This window comes from Aquirufa echingensis, assembly GCF_042714525.1.
GTDB classification, from domain to species: Bacteria; Bacteroidota; Bacteroidia; order Cytophagales; family Spirosomataceae; genus Aquirufa; species Aquirufa echingensis.
In genome coordinates, this window is sequence record NZ_JBBKYA010000004.1 from 357522 (window position 1) to 375648 (window position 18127).

15 protein-coding genes are annotated in these 18127 nt (G+C 43.3%); 6 read left to right on the forward strand and 9 right to left on the reverse strand.

Translation table 11 applies throughout. The annotated features are described in order from the left end of the window. The first annotated feature begins 69 nt into the window (after positions 1 to 69). Positions 70 to 1128, forward strand: coding sequence for a sensor histidine kinase (locus tag SKC38_RS09585; RefSeq protein ID WP_377976913.1), 1059 nt, complete (start codon positions 70 to 72; stop codon positions 1126 to 1128). A 4-nt stretch (positions 1129 to 1132) separates the two neighbouring features. Further along, a complete protein-coding gene (locus tag SKC38_RS09590; RefSeq protein ID WP_377976914.1) occupies positions 1133 to 1867 on the forward strand; it encodes a LytR/AlgR family response regulator transcription factor in 735 nt (244 codons plus the stop codon). Here SKC38_RS09590 and SKC38_RS09595 read toward each other — a convergent pair. The 8 genes from SKC38_RS09595 to SKC38_RS09630 form a co-directional block, all read right to left on the reverse strand. Beyond that, positions 1860 to 3785 carry a TonB-dependent receptor domain-containing protein gene (locus SKC38_RS09595; RefSeq protein ID WP_377976915.1) on the reverse strand — a complete coding sequence of 642 codons (1926 nt, stop codon included), beginning with the start codon at positions 3783 to 3785 and terminating at the stop codon, positions 1860 to 1862. The two genes, SKC38_RS09590 and SKC38_RS09595, sit on opposite strands and share 8 nt — an antisense overlap. A 3-nt stretch (positions 3786 to 3788) precedes the next feature. Next, entirely contained in the window at positions 3789 to 4550 is a 762-nt protein-coding gene (locus tag SKC38_RS09600) for a hypothetical protein (RefSeq protein WP_377976916.1), read from the reverse strand. Between the two features lie 21 nt (positions 4551 to 4571). Beyond that, positions 4572 to 5339, reverse strand: a complete 768-nt coding sequence (locus SKC38_RS09605) for a glycosyltransferase family 2 protein (protein WP_377976917.1) — start codon at positions 5337 to 5339, stop codon at positions 4572 to 4574. Next, positions 5329 to 6564, reverse strand: a complete 1236-nt coding sequence (locus tag SKC38_RS09610; RefSeq protein WP_377976918.1) for a glycosyltransferase — start codon at positions 6562 to 6564, stop codon at positions 5329 to 5331. Before SKC38_RS09610 ends, SKC38_RS09605 begins: the two co-directional genes overlap by 11 nt. A 2-nt stretch (positions 6565 to 6566) precedes the next feature. Beyond that, positions 6567 to 7685 carry a non-hydrolyzing UDP-N-acetylglucosamine 2-epimerase gene (wecB, locus tag SKC38_RS09615; protein ID WP_377976919.1) on the reverse strand — a complete coding sequence of 373 codons (1119 nt, stop codon included), beginning with the start codon at positions 7683 to 7685 and terminating at the stop codon, positions 6567 to 6569. A 435-nt stretch (positions 7686 to 8120) separates the two neighbouring features. Next, complete coding sequence (locus SKC38_RS09620; protein WP_377976920.1) at positions 8121 to 9338, reverse strand: glycosyltransferase family 4 protein; 1218 nt, start codon at positions 9336 to 9338, stop codon at positions 8121 to 8123. Beyond that, positions 9335 to 10819: a lipopolysaccharide biosynthesis protein gene (locus SKC38_RS09625; protein ID WP_377976921.1), complete on the reverse strand. Its 1485-nt coding sequence runs from the start codon at positions 10817 to 10819 to the stop codon at positions 9335 to 9337. Before SKC38_RS09625 ends, SKC38_RS09620 begins: the two co-directional genes overlap by 4 nt. A gap of 30 nt (positions 10820 to 10849) precedes the next feature. Further along, complete coding sequence (locus SKC38_RS09630) at positions 10850 to 11947, reverse strand: glycosyltransferase (RefSeq protein WP_377976922.1); 1098 nt, start codon at positions 11945 to 11947, stop codon at positions 10850 to 10852. Positions 11948 to 12002: 55 nt separating this feature from the next. Between SKC38_RS09630 and SKC38_RS09635 the strand changes: the two genes are divergently transcribed. Then, positions 12003 to 12944, forward strand: coding sequence for an NAD-dependent epimerase/dehydratase family protein (locus tag SKC38_RS09635; RefSeq protein WP_377976923.1), 942 nt, complete (start codon positions 12003 to 12005; stop codon positions 12942 to 12944). Here SKC38_RS09635 and SKC38_RS09640 read toward each other — a convergent pair. Further along, positions 12931 to 14043, reverse strand: a complete 1113-nt coding sequence (locus SKC38_RS09640) for a hypothetical protein (protein WP_377976924.1) — start codon at positions 14041 to 14043, stop codon at positions 12931 to 12933. The genes SKC38_RS09635 and SKC38_RS09640 overlap by 14 nt on opposite strands. 78 nt (positions 14044 to 14121) lie before the next feature. Here SKC38_RS09640 and SKC38_RS09645 point away from each other — a divergent pair, with 78 nt between their 5' ends. From SKC38_RS09645 to SKC38_RS09655, 3 genes are read left to right on the forward strand one after another with little or no spacing between them, the layout of a single operon-like run. Then, positions 14122 to 15360, forward strand: a complete 1239-nt coding sequence (locus tag SKC38_RS09645) for a M16 family metallopeptidase (protein WP_377976925.1) — start codon at positions 14122 to 14124, stop codon at positions 15358 to 15360. A gap of 2 nt (positions 15361 to 15362) precedes the next feature. Continuing rightward, the gene (gene ispF, locus SKC38_RS09650) at positions 15363 to 15842 is read left to right on the forward strand and encodes a 2-C-methyl-D-erythritol 2,4-cyclodiphosphate synthase (RefSeq protein ID WP_377976926.1); all 480 of its coding nucleotides are present in this window, start codon (positions 15363 to 15365) and stop codon (positions 15840 to 15842) included. Between the two features lie 4 nt (positions 15843 to 15846). Beyond that, entirely contained in the window at positions 15847 to 18096 is a 2250-nt protein-coding gene (locus SKC38_RS09655) for a RelA/SpoT family protein (RefSeq protein ID WP_377976927.1), read from the forward strand. Positions 18097 to 18127: the final 31 nt, after the last annotated feature.

Genomic DNA, 18127 nt, shown 5'->3' on the forward strand with positions numbered 1-18127 from the left:
GTTGGGCTGGTCATTTGTATTTTCTATTTCGCCTTGAATGCCTAGCTTTGTAGGGCAAAATGAAAGCTTATGTGGCGCGCTTGGAATCTTCCCAAAACGAAATTAACCTTCAAGGTCTTATTTAACCTGATTCTTTGGGGATTGTGGATTGGGCTTCCTTTATTAAGTCCTGTTCATCAAACGCATGAAAATGAGCATCCGCATGAACATGTTAATCCGGAGTTTTCAGAGCATATTTGGTTAGAACTTTTAACGGTTGTTCCCTTATTTTATGTCATCACACTCGTGCTTGTTCCGCATGTGTTTAAGCGTTTCGGTGTGTTTGTTTTCTTCGCGAGTTTATTCGGAGTTGTGGCCATTTTCTTTGGTATACAAACGCTGTATCACTTATACTTCCTACCCTTCGATCAACACAAAGGTTTCTTTGATCCGCAGGGGATTTTCCCTTTGGTTATGATTACCGGGATTGCCTCTACCTATGGGCTCTTATTGGAATTTATCAATTTCGAAGCCGAAAAAGAGGAGCGTAGCAATGAACAATTGAAGTCGGAGCTTTCTTTTTTGCGTTCCCAAATAAGCCCGCATTTTATCTTTAATATTCTTAATAGCATCGTGTATTTGATTCGGACAAAGGCCGATAAACAAGCGGAAGATGTGACGATTCGCTTGTCCTCTTTGATGCGCTATATGTTGTATGATTCAGACCAAAGTATGGTTTCCTTGGATCGGGAATTGGAGTATTTACGCAATTATGTGGACCTCCAGCGCATGCGTTTTGAAGGGGATGTTACAATCGATTTCGAAGTTAAAGGGACTGTAAGGGGCTGTCGGATCGAACCGATGCTACTCATTCCTTTTGTGGAGAATGCCGTGAAACATGGTGTTTCATTTGTCCAGGAACCCTATATTCATGTCATTTTTTCGATTGACCATGGCCAATTGAATTTTCAAGTCAAGAATAAAAAAGGGAAAATGAAAGATGATGTCAAAGATGAGAGTTCGGGCATTGGATTGAAGAATGTATTGCGCCGATTGGATTTATTATACCCCAACGAACATCGCTTGACGATTCGGGATACAGAGGAAGTATTTGAAGTGGATTTACAAATGACTTTACAACAACATTAATCAGATGGAAAAGATGAATTGCATCGTCGTAGACGACGAAAATATGGGTCGTAAATTACTCGAAGAAAATGTTCGCCAAATTCCATTTTTGAACTTGGTAGCCTCTTGTAAAAATGCCTTTGAGGCCATGGAGCAATTGCAATCGAATTCCATTGATTTGATTTTTTTGGATATTCAAATGCCCGGTATGTTGGGGACGCAGTTCATACAAACCTTAGCTAAAAAACCCTTGGTCATCTTCGTGACTGCCTATGATAATTATGCAGTGGAGAGTTACCAATTGGATGCTGTGGATTATTTAATGAAGCCTGTGAGTTTGGAGCGTTTTTCATTGGCGGCTAATAAAGCATATCAATTATTCAATTTGCAGAAACCTTCTGCCCCTATAGCAGCTGCGCCACTAGAAGCTTTGGAGGATTTCTTTTTTGTCAATGTTGAATATTCTTTGGTTCGAATTTCCATTCCACAAATCTCGCACATCGAAGGCTTGAAGGATTATGTGAAAATCTATTTGGAAGGGGAGCGAAGACCCGTATTAACAAAGACAACCATGAAATCGTTGGAGGCTAAAGTCATGCCGCATGGCTTTATGCGTGTGCATAAATCGTTTATTGTCAATTTGAGAAAAATTGAGTCAATCAAACAGCAACGGATTAAAATTGGGACCTTTGATATCCCGGTTAGTGATTCCCATGCTGCGGAATTAATGGAAAAATTGAATTTTACCCGACCTAGTTAAGCGTGATTTTTAGGCCTGCTTGAAAATAGCGACCGGGCGATGCATTGTAAAAGCGGTTTCCCGCGGCATTCAAATCAGGTCCCGAAACATATAGTTCATCAAAGATATTTTCCGCAGTCAACCAAACTCCCCAGTGTTTTTGTTGGTAGGTAATTTTACTGTTCCAAACACGCGAGGCCGGTAGCATTTCCGTATTCGCATCGTTCAAGTACATGAAATCCGTAAATAAAAACTGGGCATTCCATGTCAGACGGGGATGAATTTCCCATTGCACCAGACTAGCATGTTGGAATGGACTTGTACCTGTCAAGCGATTCCCTGAATAATTTTTCGTGCCTGATACATAATCCGAAAAGCGGAAATTTTGAATGGATTCCGAATTTCGGATGTTGATGCGTTTACCCAAGCGAAATGTATAATTTAATTCAATTCCTTGTTGGGTCGTTTTTCCCGCATTCACAAAATAATCGGAGCCATCAGGTGCCCGACGGATCACAATCGTTTCATCTAAATCGAATTGGTAAGCACTGATATCCCAGTCGAAAAATGCATATTTCCCGCGCCATGTGATCTCTTTATTCCAACCTTTCTCTGATTTTAGATTCGTATTGATGATGCCTGTGGAAGGGCGAATTTCCGAAATACTGGGAGGGGAATATCCTGACGCGATTTTAGCGATGATTCGTTGGTGAGTTCCTAATTTTCGAACGATGGCGAAACGTGGTGTTAGATTTTGCTCATTCCCGATGTATTGTGTCCAATAGCCATTGGCACTCAACGAAACGGTCGAATTCCAGTGTGAGTTGATTTGATAATCCCATTGCGCAAAGATGTTGCCACTTTGAATGTTGGTGTTTTGCGTGACTTGCAAGGTGTCTTTGATTCCTTTGCGGTTACCAAAGGTTTGGCTATCGAATTGGCCGATTTGGAATTCATAGCCGAAGTCTACAGCATTTTTGTTTTGCTTATAGTGAATCACTCCCCGACTGCTGACATTCGGTTCATGCCGAATTTCATAATTCCGGATGGTGGGGTTTTCAACTTTATTTACCTGAACGGAATTGGCTAGATTATATCCCCAGTTCCCATTCCAGGAGTTGGCTATATATATCCCTGTCCCAAATGATTTTAACCGGAAGGTCGCTTGCTGATCAGCGGCACTAAGAAATGCCCCAGCTGCCGGTCTAGCTTGAAAGGGATTTGCCTTGAATTGCGCCATTGTGAGACCGCCTGGCGTTTGGTAGGCGATATCTGCATAATAAGAAGTTACATGGAGGGTTCCATTAATGTCAAAATTCTGATGGTATTCGTGGCTAAGGATTTGTTTTTTCATGGCCGACCAATCCCTTGCTCCAGATTGTTGCCAGAAAGATGCGTAGACCCGATGGCCGGAATGCTGGATATTCCATATTTGCTTGTAGCCGCCTAATGAGTTTACTATTTCCTGGTGCTCGATTTTGTTGGGCCCTTGAGAACCATTGAATAAAATGCTGCCTCCCGTTCCTGCTCCGTACAATCCTCCGCTGGGTCCTTTGGTTAGGATGATTTGGTCCATCATGTCGGGTTCTAACACCGCCAAATAGGTGTTATTCCCTGCATCTGTGAAGGGGATTTGATTCCAATAAACTTTGACATTACGAACACCAAATGGAGCGCGTAACGAACTACCTCGGATGGCAATGCGGTAACTACCGGGACTTCTTTCCTCTAGTCTTACGCCACTTTGTGCATTTAATGAACTGCTAAAGCTGTTACTTTGGATGGCATGAATATCTTTGGCTTGCAGTAAACCAAAAGCATCTGGACTAGCTAATCGGGTCCTATTTTGTTCTAGCACACGTACTTCTACCTCCGTCAAAGTTTTCGAACTATCAGGCACACAAAAAAGCCAGGCCGATACGATTAGGTTGAAGAGCATAGCTTAGAAGTAATAGGTAAATAAGGTAGAGAATAGCTGTGCTTGTGAGGATTCGATTGATTTTGAATTTGGGTTTTTCGCAGATCCAAAATTTAAAATTTCATAATTCAACGCGATACCAAATTTCTTGAATTGAATATCAAGTTTACTCTTGTAGTTGATCGAATTGTCGGTCGTTAAGGATGAATATGGAATTCCGATGTATCTTCCATATAATGTGACATCGCGATAAAAGGGCTCAAATAGCTGTCCTTGCCAATTAATGGTTGACTCTTTAAATTTCCATTCATAATTAAGCCCTACACTAATTCCATGTAATGCATATTTTTCCTCTTCTATGTATTGTGTTTGATTTGAGGTGATTTTGCGAGCTAGTGATTTACTATAAATCGCAAGAATGGGGGAAAACCCGGATTTCAATAGCCACTGAAAACCTACCTCAGCTTCCCCACCTCGATAGAGTGCAGATAATGGTTCCGTGGCAGATAAGGGCATGTTGTTTGGCATGAGCGGTGTCTCTACAAAGGTATAGGTTTGGCGATCCACAGGTGAAGCTTCCACGTTTCCCAACGTTTTTAGTTTAACGTAAAAAAAATGTTTTTTGCCCGGATTATGATACCTGATTTGAGCCCCCAAATCAACGGTTGTTTGTTTTTCATGCCAATGGATCAGACTTGTTCCAATGCTAGATGCAAAACGAATTTTTTGACTAAAACTCGTGAGACTAAACAATAAAAGCGTGAAAAGGCTAAGCGTAATTCTCATAAGGGTTAAATATACAGCATATTACCAATATTTTCCTCCTTTTTGGAGTGCGAAAAATAAACCTCTAGTCACTATTATTAGATGTGCGATGACTGTATGCCAAAAGCCAAAGTGTCTTTCCATGACTTGGAATCGCTCTTGCCAAGAACGTTTGAGGTTTTGAACAGAGGCTCCGCCGGTTAAATACCGACAAATCGGGATAGCGAGCTGTATGGTTTTTTTGCTGCGTTTTAAGCAGTGAATTTCCCAATCAATATCTGAACTAAGTCGGTAAGTTAAATCATACAATGGAGCAATTGAACGCTTGACGATGAAGGATTGGTGGCAAATGACCATGCCGTATTGAAATGATTTCCAAGACAAATTTGCCGGAATTTTATGTGGTGTCACTTCACTGCGAAGTCCCAGTTCTTTACCTGCTAGGTCTACGAATAATGCATCACCTACGATGACGTCCGGTTGATTGTTTATCGCTTCTAAAAGGGAGTCTAGTGTATGGTTTGAAGCAAAGCAATCGCCTGCATTCATGAAAATCAGGTAATCACCCTTTGCCTGTTGGATCCCTTTATTCATCGCATCGTATATACCGCGGTCGGGTTCTGAAACGATGATATCAATGTTTGCACGGTATTTTTCTATAAGGGCAAGCGTACCATCTTTGGAAGCTCCATCGATGATGATGTATTCGATTTCAGGGCGATTTCCTTGTGAAATAACACTTTGAATCGTGCGCTCCACGAATTTTTCCGCCTGGTAGGTGATCGTGATGATGCTTAATTTAGCCGACATGCGTGTAGTATTTTACATGTTTTGCTGCAATAATTGCTTCTGCGTAGGATGATTCCGCTTTTTGTCGGGCAGCTTGTTCGGGTACATTTGCTAAGGTCCAAATTAATCCTGCTGTTAAGTCTTCCGTCGATTGATAGTCTGCCACATAGCCATTTACCTGATGATCAATCATCTCGGGAATTCCACCAACCTTAAATCCGACGCAAGGTGTTCCGCAAGCCATGGCTTCCATGATCGTATTGGGTAGGTTTTCTTCCAAAGAGGGTGTGACAAACACATCTGCCGCTTGGTAAATTTGAATCATTTTTTCCGGGGAACTGATGTGGCCTAATTTGTGCGTTTTCAAAGGCAGTTCTGGTAAATCCTGCGCATTTCCTACCACGATCAATTCCGTTGTTGATTTATCTAAACTTGCTAATGCATTTTCCAAATAGTGAAATCCTTTTTTGGGAGCATTCACGCGCATGGCAACAAATAAGATGTGTTTTTTGCTGGGATCTAGTCCTAATGTTTTTTTTGCGTCAGCTTTATTCCCGGGTTTGAAAAGTTCCGTATCGATGGCATTGGGGATGCTTTCGATGGGCTGATTTTTCAAAATGCTACTCTTTTTGGCGCGTTCCATTAACCAGTCACTGCATGTGATTATGTGCAGATTGGGTTGTTGGAATGCTTGCATTTTTTCTTCCCAAATTTGATGACTCAAGTCGTTGGTATGCGGATTCTTGATGAATGTGTCGCAGTTCCCGCAGGCATTTTGGAAATTCAAACAGGTGCCGCTGTGGTGACAACCGCCTGTGAATGCCCACATGTCGTGCAAAGTCCAATACACGGGTTTCCCTGTGTTCAATAATTGTTTGATATTCTGAATGGATAACATACCAAAATTCACCCAATGCAGATGAATGATATCAGCCTGTTGGATTAGGGGATGTTGGCTTAAATCCTGCCCAAATCTCCCTGGATTAAAAAGAAAGCGGTCGGATTTGTTTTTTTCAAAGGGTAGGTATACGAGACGTTCGAGAATAAATCGCAGCCAGCTCATTGTTTTTGACCATAGGTTGGTATTCAACGCGATGGAATTATCATTCCCTGTTTTTTCTTGTACCAAGATGCTAACTTGATGTCCCGCTTTTTTTAGCGCTTCTGCCAATCGACCACAAGCAATCCCGGCACCACCATTTTGGTTGTGATAGGAGAGGAGGACGATGTTGAGCGGCTTTGGCATGTTTATGCGAAGAGTTCTTGAATTTTAGCAGCGATGCGTTCGGCAGCTTTCCCGTCCCAAAGCGGTGGAATTTCGCCTTTTTTTACTTCGCCTTTTAAAATGTGCGTTAAAGCTTCGTAGGTTTTATCGGGGTCTAAGTCGGCCAACAACTGATTCGTTCCCATCGTCACCGTGATCGGTCTTTCGGTGGAATCTCTAAATGTCAAACAAGGTACGCCTAGGTAGGTTGTTTCCTCCTGAATTCCGCCAGAATCTGTCAAGATCGCTTGAGCGTGGCTCATCAATTGGATGAATTCCAAATAGCCCAAAGGCTCCGTTAAGATTAAATTTGGGTTGTTTTCAATGGCATCCAGTAAACCAAATTTCTCCATGTGCGCACGTGTGCGAGGGTGGATAGGGAAAACGACTTTGGTCTGGGTGGTGCTTAATTCAATTAATCGTAAAATAGAAGTTAGGCCCAGTTCTGTGTCGACGTTTGCAGGGCGATGCATGGTCATGACGATATAATCTGAAGTCCGAAGTCCGGAGTCCGGAGTCGCTAGTCCTAAGTCGGCGAGGATCGTGCTGCTTTTTGCTTTTTCTTGGTAGCGAACTAACGAGTCAATCATCACATTTCCTGTGAAGAAAACTTTCTCATCGGAAACACCTTCGCGTTTCAAGTGATCGATGCCGCTTTGCTCCGTCACGAATAGGTAATTCGCCACAGAATCCGTTAAAATTCGGTTGATTTCCTCCGGCATGTTGCGATCACCAGAGCGTAAACCCGCTTCCACGTGCGCTAATGGGATGCCTAATTTAATGGCAACCAAAGTGCAAGCGAGGGTCGAGGTAACATCGCCTACGACGATGACTAGATCCGGTTTTTCTTCGAGTAGAATGGGTTCGAAGGCCAACATGATTTTGGCAGTTACTTCGGATTGCGTTCCTCCGCCGATCCCTAAAAAGAAATCGGGTTTCGGTAATTCCAATTGCGTAAAGAACACGTCGCTCATTTTGGCATCAAAATGCTGTCCGGTATGAACAATTTTAGAAGTCCAATTCGGAAGATTTTGAATGGCACGATGTAGCGGGGCTACTTTCATGAAATTGGGACGGGCGCCTACGACTTGAATTACTTTCATTCGGGAATCTTTGTAAGGATAATAAGGGACAAAGATAGGGAAATGAGTTAAGAACTAAGAGTGAAGAGTTTAGAAGTTTGTATTGATAGCCCTAGGCTTTAGCCTGAGAAAAAGTTTACAACCCTAGGCTTTAGCCTAGGGGTCAGCCGAAGGCTGAAAAGCAGGACGGTGGTCAGGCGAAATTTTCTATGTACCCAGGTTAAACCCTGTAGAGCCCCAGGTTAAAACCTGGGGTTAGTAATTGAGAACCCCAGGCTTTAGCCTAGGGGTCAGCCGAAGGCTGAAAAGCAGGATGGTTGTCAGGCGAAATTTTCTACGTCTCCAGGTTAAAACCTGTAGAGCCCCTGGTTAAAACCTGGGGTTAGAAACGCATGGAATCGACGCTCCGCGTCTCAAGCTTTGGCAATCCTGAAAGGTTTGCCAAAGAGCTAGCGACTAGTGACTAGCGACTGTTTGCGATCGCGAAGCGATTGCAAACTTAAACGCCTCCATGTAATTACCTAAGACCGTATGGATATTGATTTCGGTTTGAATGATCTCTTGGGAACGCTTGCCCATGATTGTAATTTGATCCGGATTTGCAAAGAGTTTTTCGATGACCGAAAAGAGGCTTTCTACGGAACCTGATTCGAAAAAGTACCCATTGTAGCCTTCGCGGACTAAACGTTTTTCCGTGCCATCAGCCACCGAACAGATTACTGGTTTGGCAAAACACATCGCCTCATTAATGGATAATCCGCCCATGCCGGCCAGGACATAAATGCCTGCCTCGCAGGTGATTTGGCCTAATTCACGCATATCATAGATTCCTCCATGAAATTTAATAAAATCGTAGTCTGCCGCTTGCGCTTTTAAGGCCTCCAATTCGGGGCCATCACCTACGATGCTGAGTTCTGTCTGTGGGTACTTCTTTTGCAAAGCAATTGCTGCTTCGATTAACACGTCTACTTGCTTCCATTTGACAAGCCGACCGATATGCAACAGGCGAAAGGGATTCGATTTGATATCTTTCAAGGCATCGACGTGTTCAAAAATCACATCCGTATCCGGCGAATTTGCCGTCACAAATACCTTCTCCGCAGGTACGCCGTAAGAAGCATGCATCGCCACCGCCTCATCCAAATAGTTGATATGCGCATCCACCAAATTGCTAAACAGTCTACGTGTCTCCCGAACAATCATGAATTTGAATCGAGCCAGAATCGATTTATTTTGTTGGTGCGCCTGATTATTTTCTGTCACGCCCCCACCATTTAAATAATAGGAAATTGCTTGATCGTAATGCGGGACCTGGAAAGGAATTTCTTTGGAAACCAAAGCGACATTGTTTCGGCGCAAGAAATTATACCAACCGGGATAAAAGACAAAGGCGGCTTGATAAGGCCAGTTGACCATCAATACATCCGGTTTTTCCTGCAGGATTAATTCCTTCAAACCTTTGAAAAATTTCTTCCCATAATAGGTCGTGTATTCTTCCTGGTAAAAAACCTTGAACTCGATGCCATCTTTGCTCTCAAATACGCCCGCCCCTAAGGTTGCTCCTTTGGCCGATGGAACGACCACACAAACCTCAACGCCCATTTCCTTTTGGAGCTTATTCAAAACCAAATTGTAATAATGCGGCAAACCTCCCGCCAAGGACATCAACTTCATTTCTTTAATTTATTTTCAATCATTTGGCGGATGTCGGGGGATAAATTAAAGCCCCAACAAGCCAAAAAGAACAATACCGTAACCGCCGAGGAACGTATCCCCACATTCAAAAACCAATGATCGCTAAACACCGGAATCGCCAATACGACATATGCGATGATCAAACTGCTCAGAATAATTCCGAGCGTTTTCATGTCAAAAGGCTGCATGCCCATCTTATTCCAAAGGAAAAAATACTTGATCGCATTGTAGCCGCCTAGCGCAATGAGCGAGGCTAAAGCAGCTCCATTATACGAATACAACGGAATGAAAATCAAATTTCCTATCACAATTCCGATGGCCAATATCAAGTAAAAAATCAGGTCGTAGCGGTAGTATTTGGAATTAATTAAAATCTCGGAGTTCAAGCCAGTGCCCATGTCGATGACTTTTGAAATACCCACCAACAAAACGACCCATTTGCCAGCCTCATAAGCCTCATGGTTGGGGATGATTTGGTAGATAAAATCCAGATTACACCAAATGCCTAAGAATAGAAAACATCCCACTAATAACAGGTTAGCTGATGATTTTTTATAGATATCCGCGATTTGCGCATGATCATTTCGTTTCCAAGCTTGCGCCAAAATGGGCGTACTTATCGCCGCAATCACATTCCGTGGAATGGCTATCATCAAAGCCATGCGGGAATTGATGTCAAAAACGGCTGTCGTTCCCAAACCTCCCGCATAAGCAGGTAGCATGATTTTCTCCACATGTTGGATCAATGTGAAACTAGCACCCGCTAATATCACCCAACCTCCGTATTGCAACATTTCGTTAAATACCGGTTTGCGAAGAAATGAAAAATCGAGGCGTGTGTAAAAACGCTTCAATTGTTTGATGTAAATCAACAAGCCAATGACCGCAAAAACATAGGAAAGTGTAATGCCTAAAACCAATTGGTCTAAATTCAAATAGCCTAAACCAAAGCCCAAAATCAACGCTGAATTTGACAATCTCAACAATATTTCTCGAATAATGGCAGGGACAACAATCCGTAAATGTACCCGGGCATAAGCTTCCAATATCGCCATGTAAAGAAAACTGCATGTCAGCGGAATGATGTAATAAAAATAGCGCGGCAATAATGGCGAAGTATCCGCGTAGATGCTGTGGAAAGTTTCACGTAATCCAATATACCCTAAGGTAAAAAGGCTTAAGCCAACCAGCGGCGATATCAATAAAAAGGTAAAAAAACCATTGTGCCCATTTTCCGGATCATCGAAATGCGGAAAGAATCGAACGGCTAATTGGGGAATTCCGAGTTGGGTAAAGGATGCAAAAATCAGCGGAATACTGACTAAAGCTCCTGCGATTAGTCCTACCTCATCTTGATTTAAAAATTGATTGTAGAGAAAAATGACATTGAACGTCCCGATCGCCGTCCCCAAGTAGGTGACGATGGAGGCTTTAAGACTTTGCCGTATGACGATTCCCATGCATTATTCGAATAAGAGACAAAAATACACTTATTTTAAAATACTTTTGATTTTTTGACTGAGCTTCACCACATCGTATTTTTCTGATACGTGCTGGCGTGCAGCAATCCCCATTTTTTCTGCTTCCAAAGGATTTTGTGCCAAGAAAATACAGGCTTCCGCCATGGCATCAATGTCATGCTCATCGGTCAAAATGCCTGTTTCTCCCTCGATCACTGCATCCGGAATTCCCGCATGTCGGGTAGAAACCGTAGGCAAACCACAGGCTGCCGCTTCTAAAATCGCGACGGGCGTTCCTTCGGAATCTCCTGCTTTCGTGATGATGGAATGTTGGATGAATACATGCGCCGACTGCAATAATGGCAAGTATTCGTCTTGCGATTTAGCACCTAGAAAGAATACATGTTTTTCTAACTGGCTTTCAGCTACATAAGCTTTTGCTTCCTCCCACATCGGGCCGTCGCCAACCATCAGCAAGCGAGCGTTAGGGATTTGTTGGAACACCTTTGTAAATGCTTTAAGGCTATGAATCGGTCCTTTTTTCTCCGCAAAACGTGCCACGGAAATGAAGGTGAATGTATCCGATTTTGAACCTGCGGGTTTGAATTTCGCTGTATCTACACCGCAAGGAATGAAGTGTAAATTATTTAAAGGACCTGCAATCGCTTCCAGATTTTCCCGCATGGATTGAGCCACCACGATAACCGCTTGAGCTTGCGGCAACATGGCCTTGTATGCAGCATGGTATTGTGTCAGTGTCTTTTTCTCGTTGGCATCAAATCCCAAAAACACAATCGAATAAGGGATATTCGCAGCGATACAGGCCTCGTAAATATTCGAGCCCAAAGGACCGTAATTCGCGAGAAATGCATCGATTTGATTCGTGCGCAGGAACTTGATTAAAAAATGCTGATAGATCTTTTTGAAAAAAACTGGAAATAAATTCCGTAAGGTTCCACGAACGATTAATAGCGATAATGGGAATGGGTATATGGACTTTCCGCTGTAGGTTCTACTCGGTAACCAACCCTCATAAAGCACCTCCGAAGGGGCCAGTTGCTTGATTTGCTCGTCGATAAAGGTCTCGGAATAAGAATGGAAATTCGATCGGGCAATCAGCAAATTCATAATAGGGCTATATTTTATACGAATTTACCCTATTTTTGCTTCACATTAAAAACGCATGGATAAAATTCTCGTTGTTGGCGGTGCCGGTTTCTTAGGCTTTAATCTCTTGGATTATGTGCAGCAACATGTCCTGGATGGTGCACCTGAAATGGTCGTGTTATCACAGGAGATTCCGGAATCTTCAATTCATTTCCCAGATGTTTTATTTGTGGAAGGGGATTATTCGGATGTGAATACATTAACTCATTTGTTTGAAACGCATCGTTTTACGCATGTTTTTCATTTCGCGAGTTCCATCATTCCGGCGCTTTCTACCCAAAACATCCAACGGGATGTGGAGACCAATTTGTTGCCTACGATCGGATTGATGGAGGTGATGAAAAAGTTTGCTTGTACGAATTTATTGTATTTGTCTTCGGGAGGGGCTGTGTATGGGAATGAATTACCTACACATAAAAAGGAGTCGCAGGCCTGCCAACCGATTAGCTCGTATGGTATTATTAAATTGGCTGTTGAGCATTACATACGATTGTATGCCAATCTATATCAAATCGATTACTTGATTTTGCGCTTATCGAATCCTTTTGGTTTACATCATCGGTCTACTACGCAAGGGGTAATCAATATCGCGATTCGCAAGGCATTGCGCGGGGAAAGTTTAGTTGTGTGGGGCGATGGTTCACAGGCCAAAGATTACCTGTTCGCTGAGGACATCTCGCGTGCCATCATGGATTTGTTTAAGGCTCGGGTTAGCAATCAAACCTTGAACATTGGCTCGGGTCAGACGATGTCATTGTTGGAAATTATTGCCTTGGTTAAAAACCGATTACCCCATTTTCAAGTGGAGTTTATGGCGGCGATGCCGACGGACGTCCAACAAGTTTCCTTGGATATAACAGCTTTGCGCAAACATATTCCGTTTGAATTGACACCTATTGCGGAGGCCTTTGAAAAAACCTTTGCTTATGAGCAAGCGGTTTTGGCTAGCGAAGATTAAGCAGTCTCTTTTGTTCTTCGATCGAGTTTTTGTACTCGACAAATTCCCCCGCCTTTTTCGCGAAATGCATCGCTCTGGATTTATTTCCTTTACGGATTTCAAGTCGGGCAATGCCCAACAAGGCTAGGCCATGGATGTCTTTGGTAAATCGTTCTTCCCAGGGATGCGTCACGCCTTTGGCATAATAGGCTTCCGCTGCCGCATAGCGCTTGTTCCCGAATTCCTCCCGCATGCCCCGAAACACATGTGCCGCACCTTTGAAATAGGGGGAATTGATTTTTTCCAATTGGTCGATGTACGGATCTGCCGCTTCGTATTGTCCGGATAGCGTCAATAATTCAGCCCGTTGGAGAATGTACCAATGGTTATTGGGAAATTGTTGAATCAATTGCGTGTTGTAAGGCAATCCCTTGTGCGGCGTTCCTTCGTATTTATTGAAAATGTAGCTGTAATAAAACAAAGACTCATTGCGCACAAAAATCGTTTTGCGCGTTCCTGCCTCGAGCATAGACAAACCTGTGCGTTTATTTCCCTCTTCAAAAAAGAACATCAAAGGTTTGATGATGGGATGGAGTTCCGGGTAAGCAACGCGGTAATAATTGTAAATGCCTGAAGAATACAAAAATTCCGGTTGGCGTTCCGTATTCTTAATCCCAATTTTCATGAAACTATAGGCCTTTCTTGCATAGGAAACGGCCTTCATAAAATTTTGATTATCGGCCTCATACGCCGCCAAAAATCCTAAGGATGCTGTGCAAAAAAAGGATGCTTCCAGATCATTATTATTCCGGTCAAACGCTTCCTGAGCTAGATTATAAGCTAATTCCAAAAATGCCAAATAGGCTCTGCTTTGTGCCGGATGATCTTTCAAGGGGAAAAATTGCTGCTCATATTGCATGGCAGATAGTAAATAACCTGCTGGATGTTTGGGGTGAGCGGCTTTAATTGCGTTAAAGTTCTCCGTCGATTCTTTGAAATCGTATTGATATAAATGATTCAGTCCTTGGGCAATGAGATTGCGTGCTTGCGGATCCTGCAGGAGTTGAGCAGGGCTGATAAAGCTAATGCACGAGAAAAGGCAAATAATAAAAAAACGCATGCGTAAAAATAGGCAAGCTCTGTGGTTTTTAGGCCTAATTTTTTACTTTTGTTTCTATTTTAATTTCGCCCACGCCTCATGATTTCATACCAACAATTCACCTTATCCAATGGTCTTCAAGTAATTGTGCATGAGGATGCCAGCACGACGCTTGCCGTGATGGATGTTATTTATGATGTGGGTTCACGGGATGAGGATCCTGAACGAACAGGTTTTGCGCATTTATTTGAGCATTTGATGTTTGGTGGCTCGGTGAATATTCCTAATTACGACTCGCCTTTGCAGTCGGTGGGTGGCGAAAACAACGCCTTCACAACCCCAGATTTAACGAATTATTACATCTCCTTGCCTTACCAAAATCTGGAGACGGCGTTTTGGTTGGAGTCCGACCGCATGTTATCGCTCGCATTTAATCCACAATCTTTGGAAGTGCAACGCAAAGTGGTGATTGAGGAATTTAAGCAACGTTATTTAAATCAGCCGTATGGTGATGTTTGGTTGAAATTTCGTCCCTTGATTTACCAACAACATCCTTATCGCTGGGCGACGATCGGTAAAGAGATTAAGCATATCGAGGAGGCCACTTTAGAAGATGTGAAGGCCTTTTTCCAAAAGCACTACGTGCCCAGCAATGCTATTTTGGTCGTTGCGGGAAAGGTCGATTTTGAGGAGGTGAAAGAACTCGCTGAAAAGTGGTTTGGGCCGATTCCGGCAGGCGTGAAGCCGGTGCGGAATTTGCCGGTGGAGCCGGTTCAGGATGAAGACCGACGAATGGAAATCAAGGCCGATGTGCCTTCAAATCGGTTATATATTGCCTATCCCGTTGTGGGACGTTACGAGCCAGGATATCATGCGATTGACTTGCTCTCCGATTTATTAGGTCGGAATGAGTCATCGTATTTGTACAATGCTTTGGTTCAAGACCAACGAATTTTCGATTCGCTGCATGCCTCATTGACGGGTTCGATGGACCCGGGTTTACTGGTCGTTTCGGGTCAAGTTTGTGAGGGGGTAGATGTAGCAGATGCAGAAAAATTGTTGCTCGACGCTATTCAAGATTTTGTAAAAACAGGCATAGATGCGGAAGGTTTGCAACGTGTGAAGAATCAAGCGGAGGCATCTTTGGTATTTGGTGAGGTGGAAGTGTTGAATCGTGCGATGAATTTAGCGATGGCGGCGAATGCGGGCAATGTTGATTTTGTGAATACGGAGGCGTCTCACATTGCGGCAGTTGAATTGAAAGAAATACAAGATTGGGCAAATAAGCTGTTTGTCCAAGGGAAAAAGAATACATTGCTTTATCTAAAACAAGGATAATCATGAAAATACGCGTAGGACAAGGGTATGATGTACATCGTTGGGTAGAAGGCCGACCATTTATTTTGGGTGGCGTAGAAATTCCCGGTGATTTTGGGCCATTGGGTCATTCAGATGCTGATTTAGTTTGTCATGCTTTGTGTGATGCGCTATTGGGTGCCGCGAATATGCGGAACATAGGTTATCATTTTTCGGATAAAGATCCGATGTGGAAAGGCGTTGCTTCCACCTTGTTGCTGAAAAAGGTCATGGAAATGATTCGCGAAAAGGGCTGGGAAGTGGGCAATGTGGATGTAACGGTGGTGTTAGACCAACCGAAATTAAATCCACATATACCGTCCATCAAGGAAAATTTGGCTTTGGTGATGGCACTCGATGTAGACCAAATTTCGGTCAAAGCAACGACCTCGGAAGGCTTAGGTTTTGTGGGAAGACAAGAAGGAATTTCGGCGATGGCCGTCGCGTTAATTCAAGCTCAATAGCGTCATGAAGATCGATTTAGAAGCAGAAAGACTAGAAATATTGAAGCGTTATCGCAGGCTTTTGCGTACGGCAAAGCCGTATTTAAAAGACGATGACGCCAAGGAAATTAAGAAGGCATTTTTATTGTCGGCGGAAGCCCACAAAGAAATGCGCCGTAAATCGGGGGAGCCGTATATCTACCATCCATTGGCAGTCGCTCAAATTTGTGTGGAGGAAATTGGTCTCGGACCTACATCGATCATCGCGGCATTGCTGCACGATGTGGTAGAGGATACAGATACAACTTTGCAGGAAATTGAGAAATTGTTCAATCCTAAGATTGCACAGATTATTGATGGCTTGACAAAGATTGCGGGGACATTTGAATATGGAACGTCCCAACAAGCCGAAAATTTCCGGAAGATGTTGTTGACGCTTTCGGATGATATTCGAGTGATTTTGATCAAGCTAGCCGATCGTTTGCACAACATGCGGACCTTGGAAAGCATGGCCAAAGAAAAGCAGTTGAAGATCGCATCCGAGACGATTTACTTGTATGCGCCTTTGGCTCACCGTTTGGGATTGAATGCGATTAAAACGGAGCTAGAGGATTTGGGCTTGAAGTTTACGGAGACGGAGGCTTACAAGGACATTGCGCATAAATTGATGGAGAATAAGCAAAATCGTGAGAATTTTGTGGATCAGTTTATTCGTCCGATCAAGAAATCTTTGGATGAGCGAGGGATGAAATATACCATCAAGGGCCGACCGAAATCCATCTATTCCATTTACAATAAGATTAAAAAGTCGAATACCCCTTTTGAGAAAATCTACGATTTGTTCGCGATTCGGGTAGTATTGGATGTGCCTTTAGAGCGAGAAAAAGGGGAATGTTGGGAAGTTTATAGTATCGTGACGGATCATTACCGTCCTAATCCAAGCCGTTTGAAGGATTGGGTTTCTACGCCTAAATCGAATGGTTACGAGTCGCTACATACGACGGTGATGAGTATGCCTTTTGGCAATGACAAAGAAGGTCGTTGGGTTGAGGTACAAATTCGTACGAAGCGTATGGATGAGATTGCAGAGAAGGGGGTTGCGGCGCATTTTAAATACAAGGGGACAGATACGCGAACTTCGCAGGCGTTTGAGTCTTGGTTAAGCCAGGTTCGTGAGGCGTTGGAAATGAATGACAAAAGCCAATCAGCCGTTGAGCTGGTTGACGATATTAAAAACTCACTTTATCACGAGGAAGTATTCGTCTTCACGCCTAAGGGAAAATTAGTTGTATTGCAGGCGGGTGCGACAGCCTTGGATTTTGCGTTTGAGATCCATACAGAGGTGGGTTCACATTGCATCGGTGCGAAAGTGGGTGGTAAATTGGTGCCATTGTCGCATAAATTAAGCAATGGAGACCAGTTGGAGATTTTAACATCCTCCAAGCAAAAGCCGTCCGAGGATTGGTTGCGCATAGTTACCACAACAAAAGCCAAAGCGCGGATCAAGGATTGCATCAAAGAGGACAATAAAGGCTATTTGATTCAGGGAAGAGATGTGGTGGAGGCGCGTTTGAAGCATTTGGGCTATCCCAATTTGACATTGGAAATAACCAATCAATTGCGGGCCTATTTCAATGCGAAGGATGCCAATGATTTGTTCTATCGTTTTGGGAAAGCCTATATTTCGGTTGACCAGTTGAAGCACTGGAAGTCCGACAAAGAAATGCATGAGCGGAAGCAGGCGGAGAAGGCCATTAAGGCACCGATTGTGGATAGCAAATCCTTTAAGAAGGGCATGCAACAGGTAGAGGAGGGGCGCAAGGAATCGGATATTTTGTTGATTGGCGAGGACATGGACAAGGTGGATTATACCTTGGCGAAGTGTTGCAATCCGATTTCCGGTGATGAGGTGTTTGGATTTGTGACGATTAATGAGGGGATAAAAATACACCGGACAACTTGTCCTAATTCGCCTGAATTATTGTCTCGGCATGGCGATCGCGTGATTAAAGCGCAGTGGACTAGTCAGATTCAGATGTCCTTTGTGGTCGATTTGATTATACGAGGCATTGACCGCGTTGGGTTGGTGAATGATGTGACACGTGTGATTTCGGATGAGTTGAAGGTGAACATTACTGCCCTTTCAATTGGGGTGAAAGATGGATTATTTGAAGGTAAGATTTCCTTGATGATTCAGGATACGTCGCATTTGGAAAATTTGGTTTCTGAGTTGGAAATGGTCGCCGGAGTTATTGAGGTTGCACGGGAAGATTAAGTAGCATTTTTCCGTTTTTTTTGCTTATTTT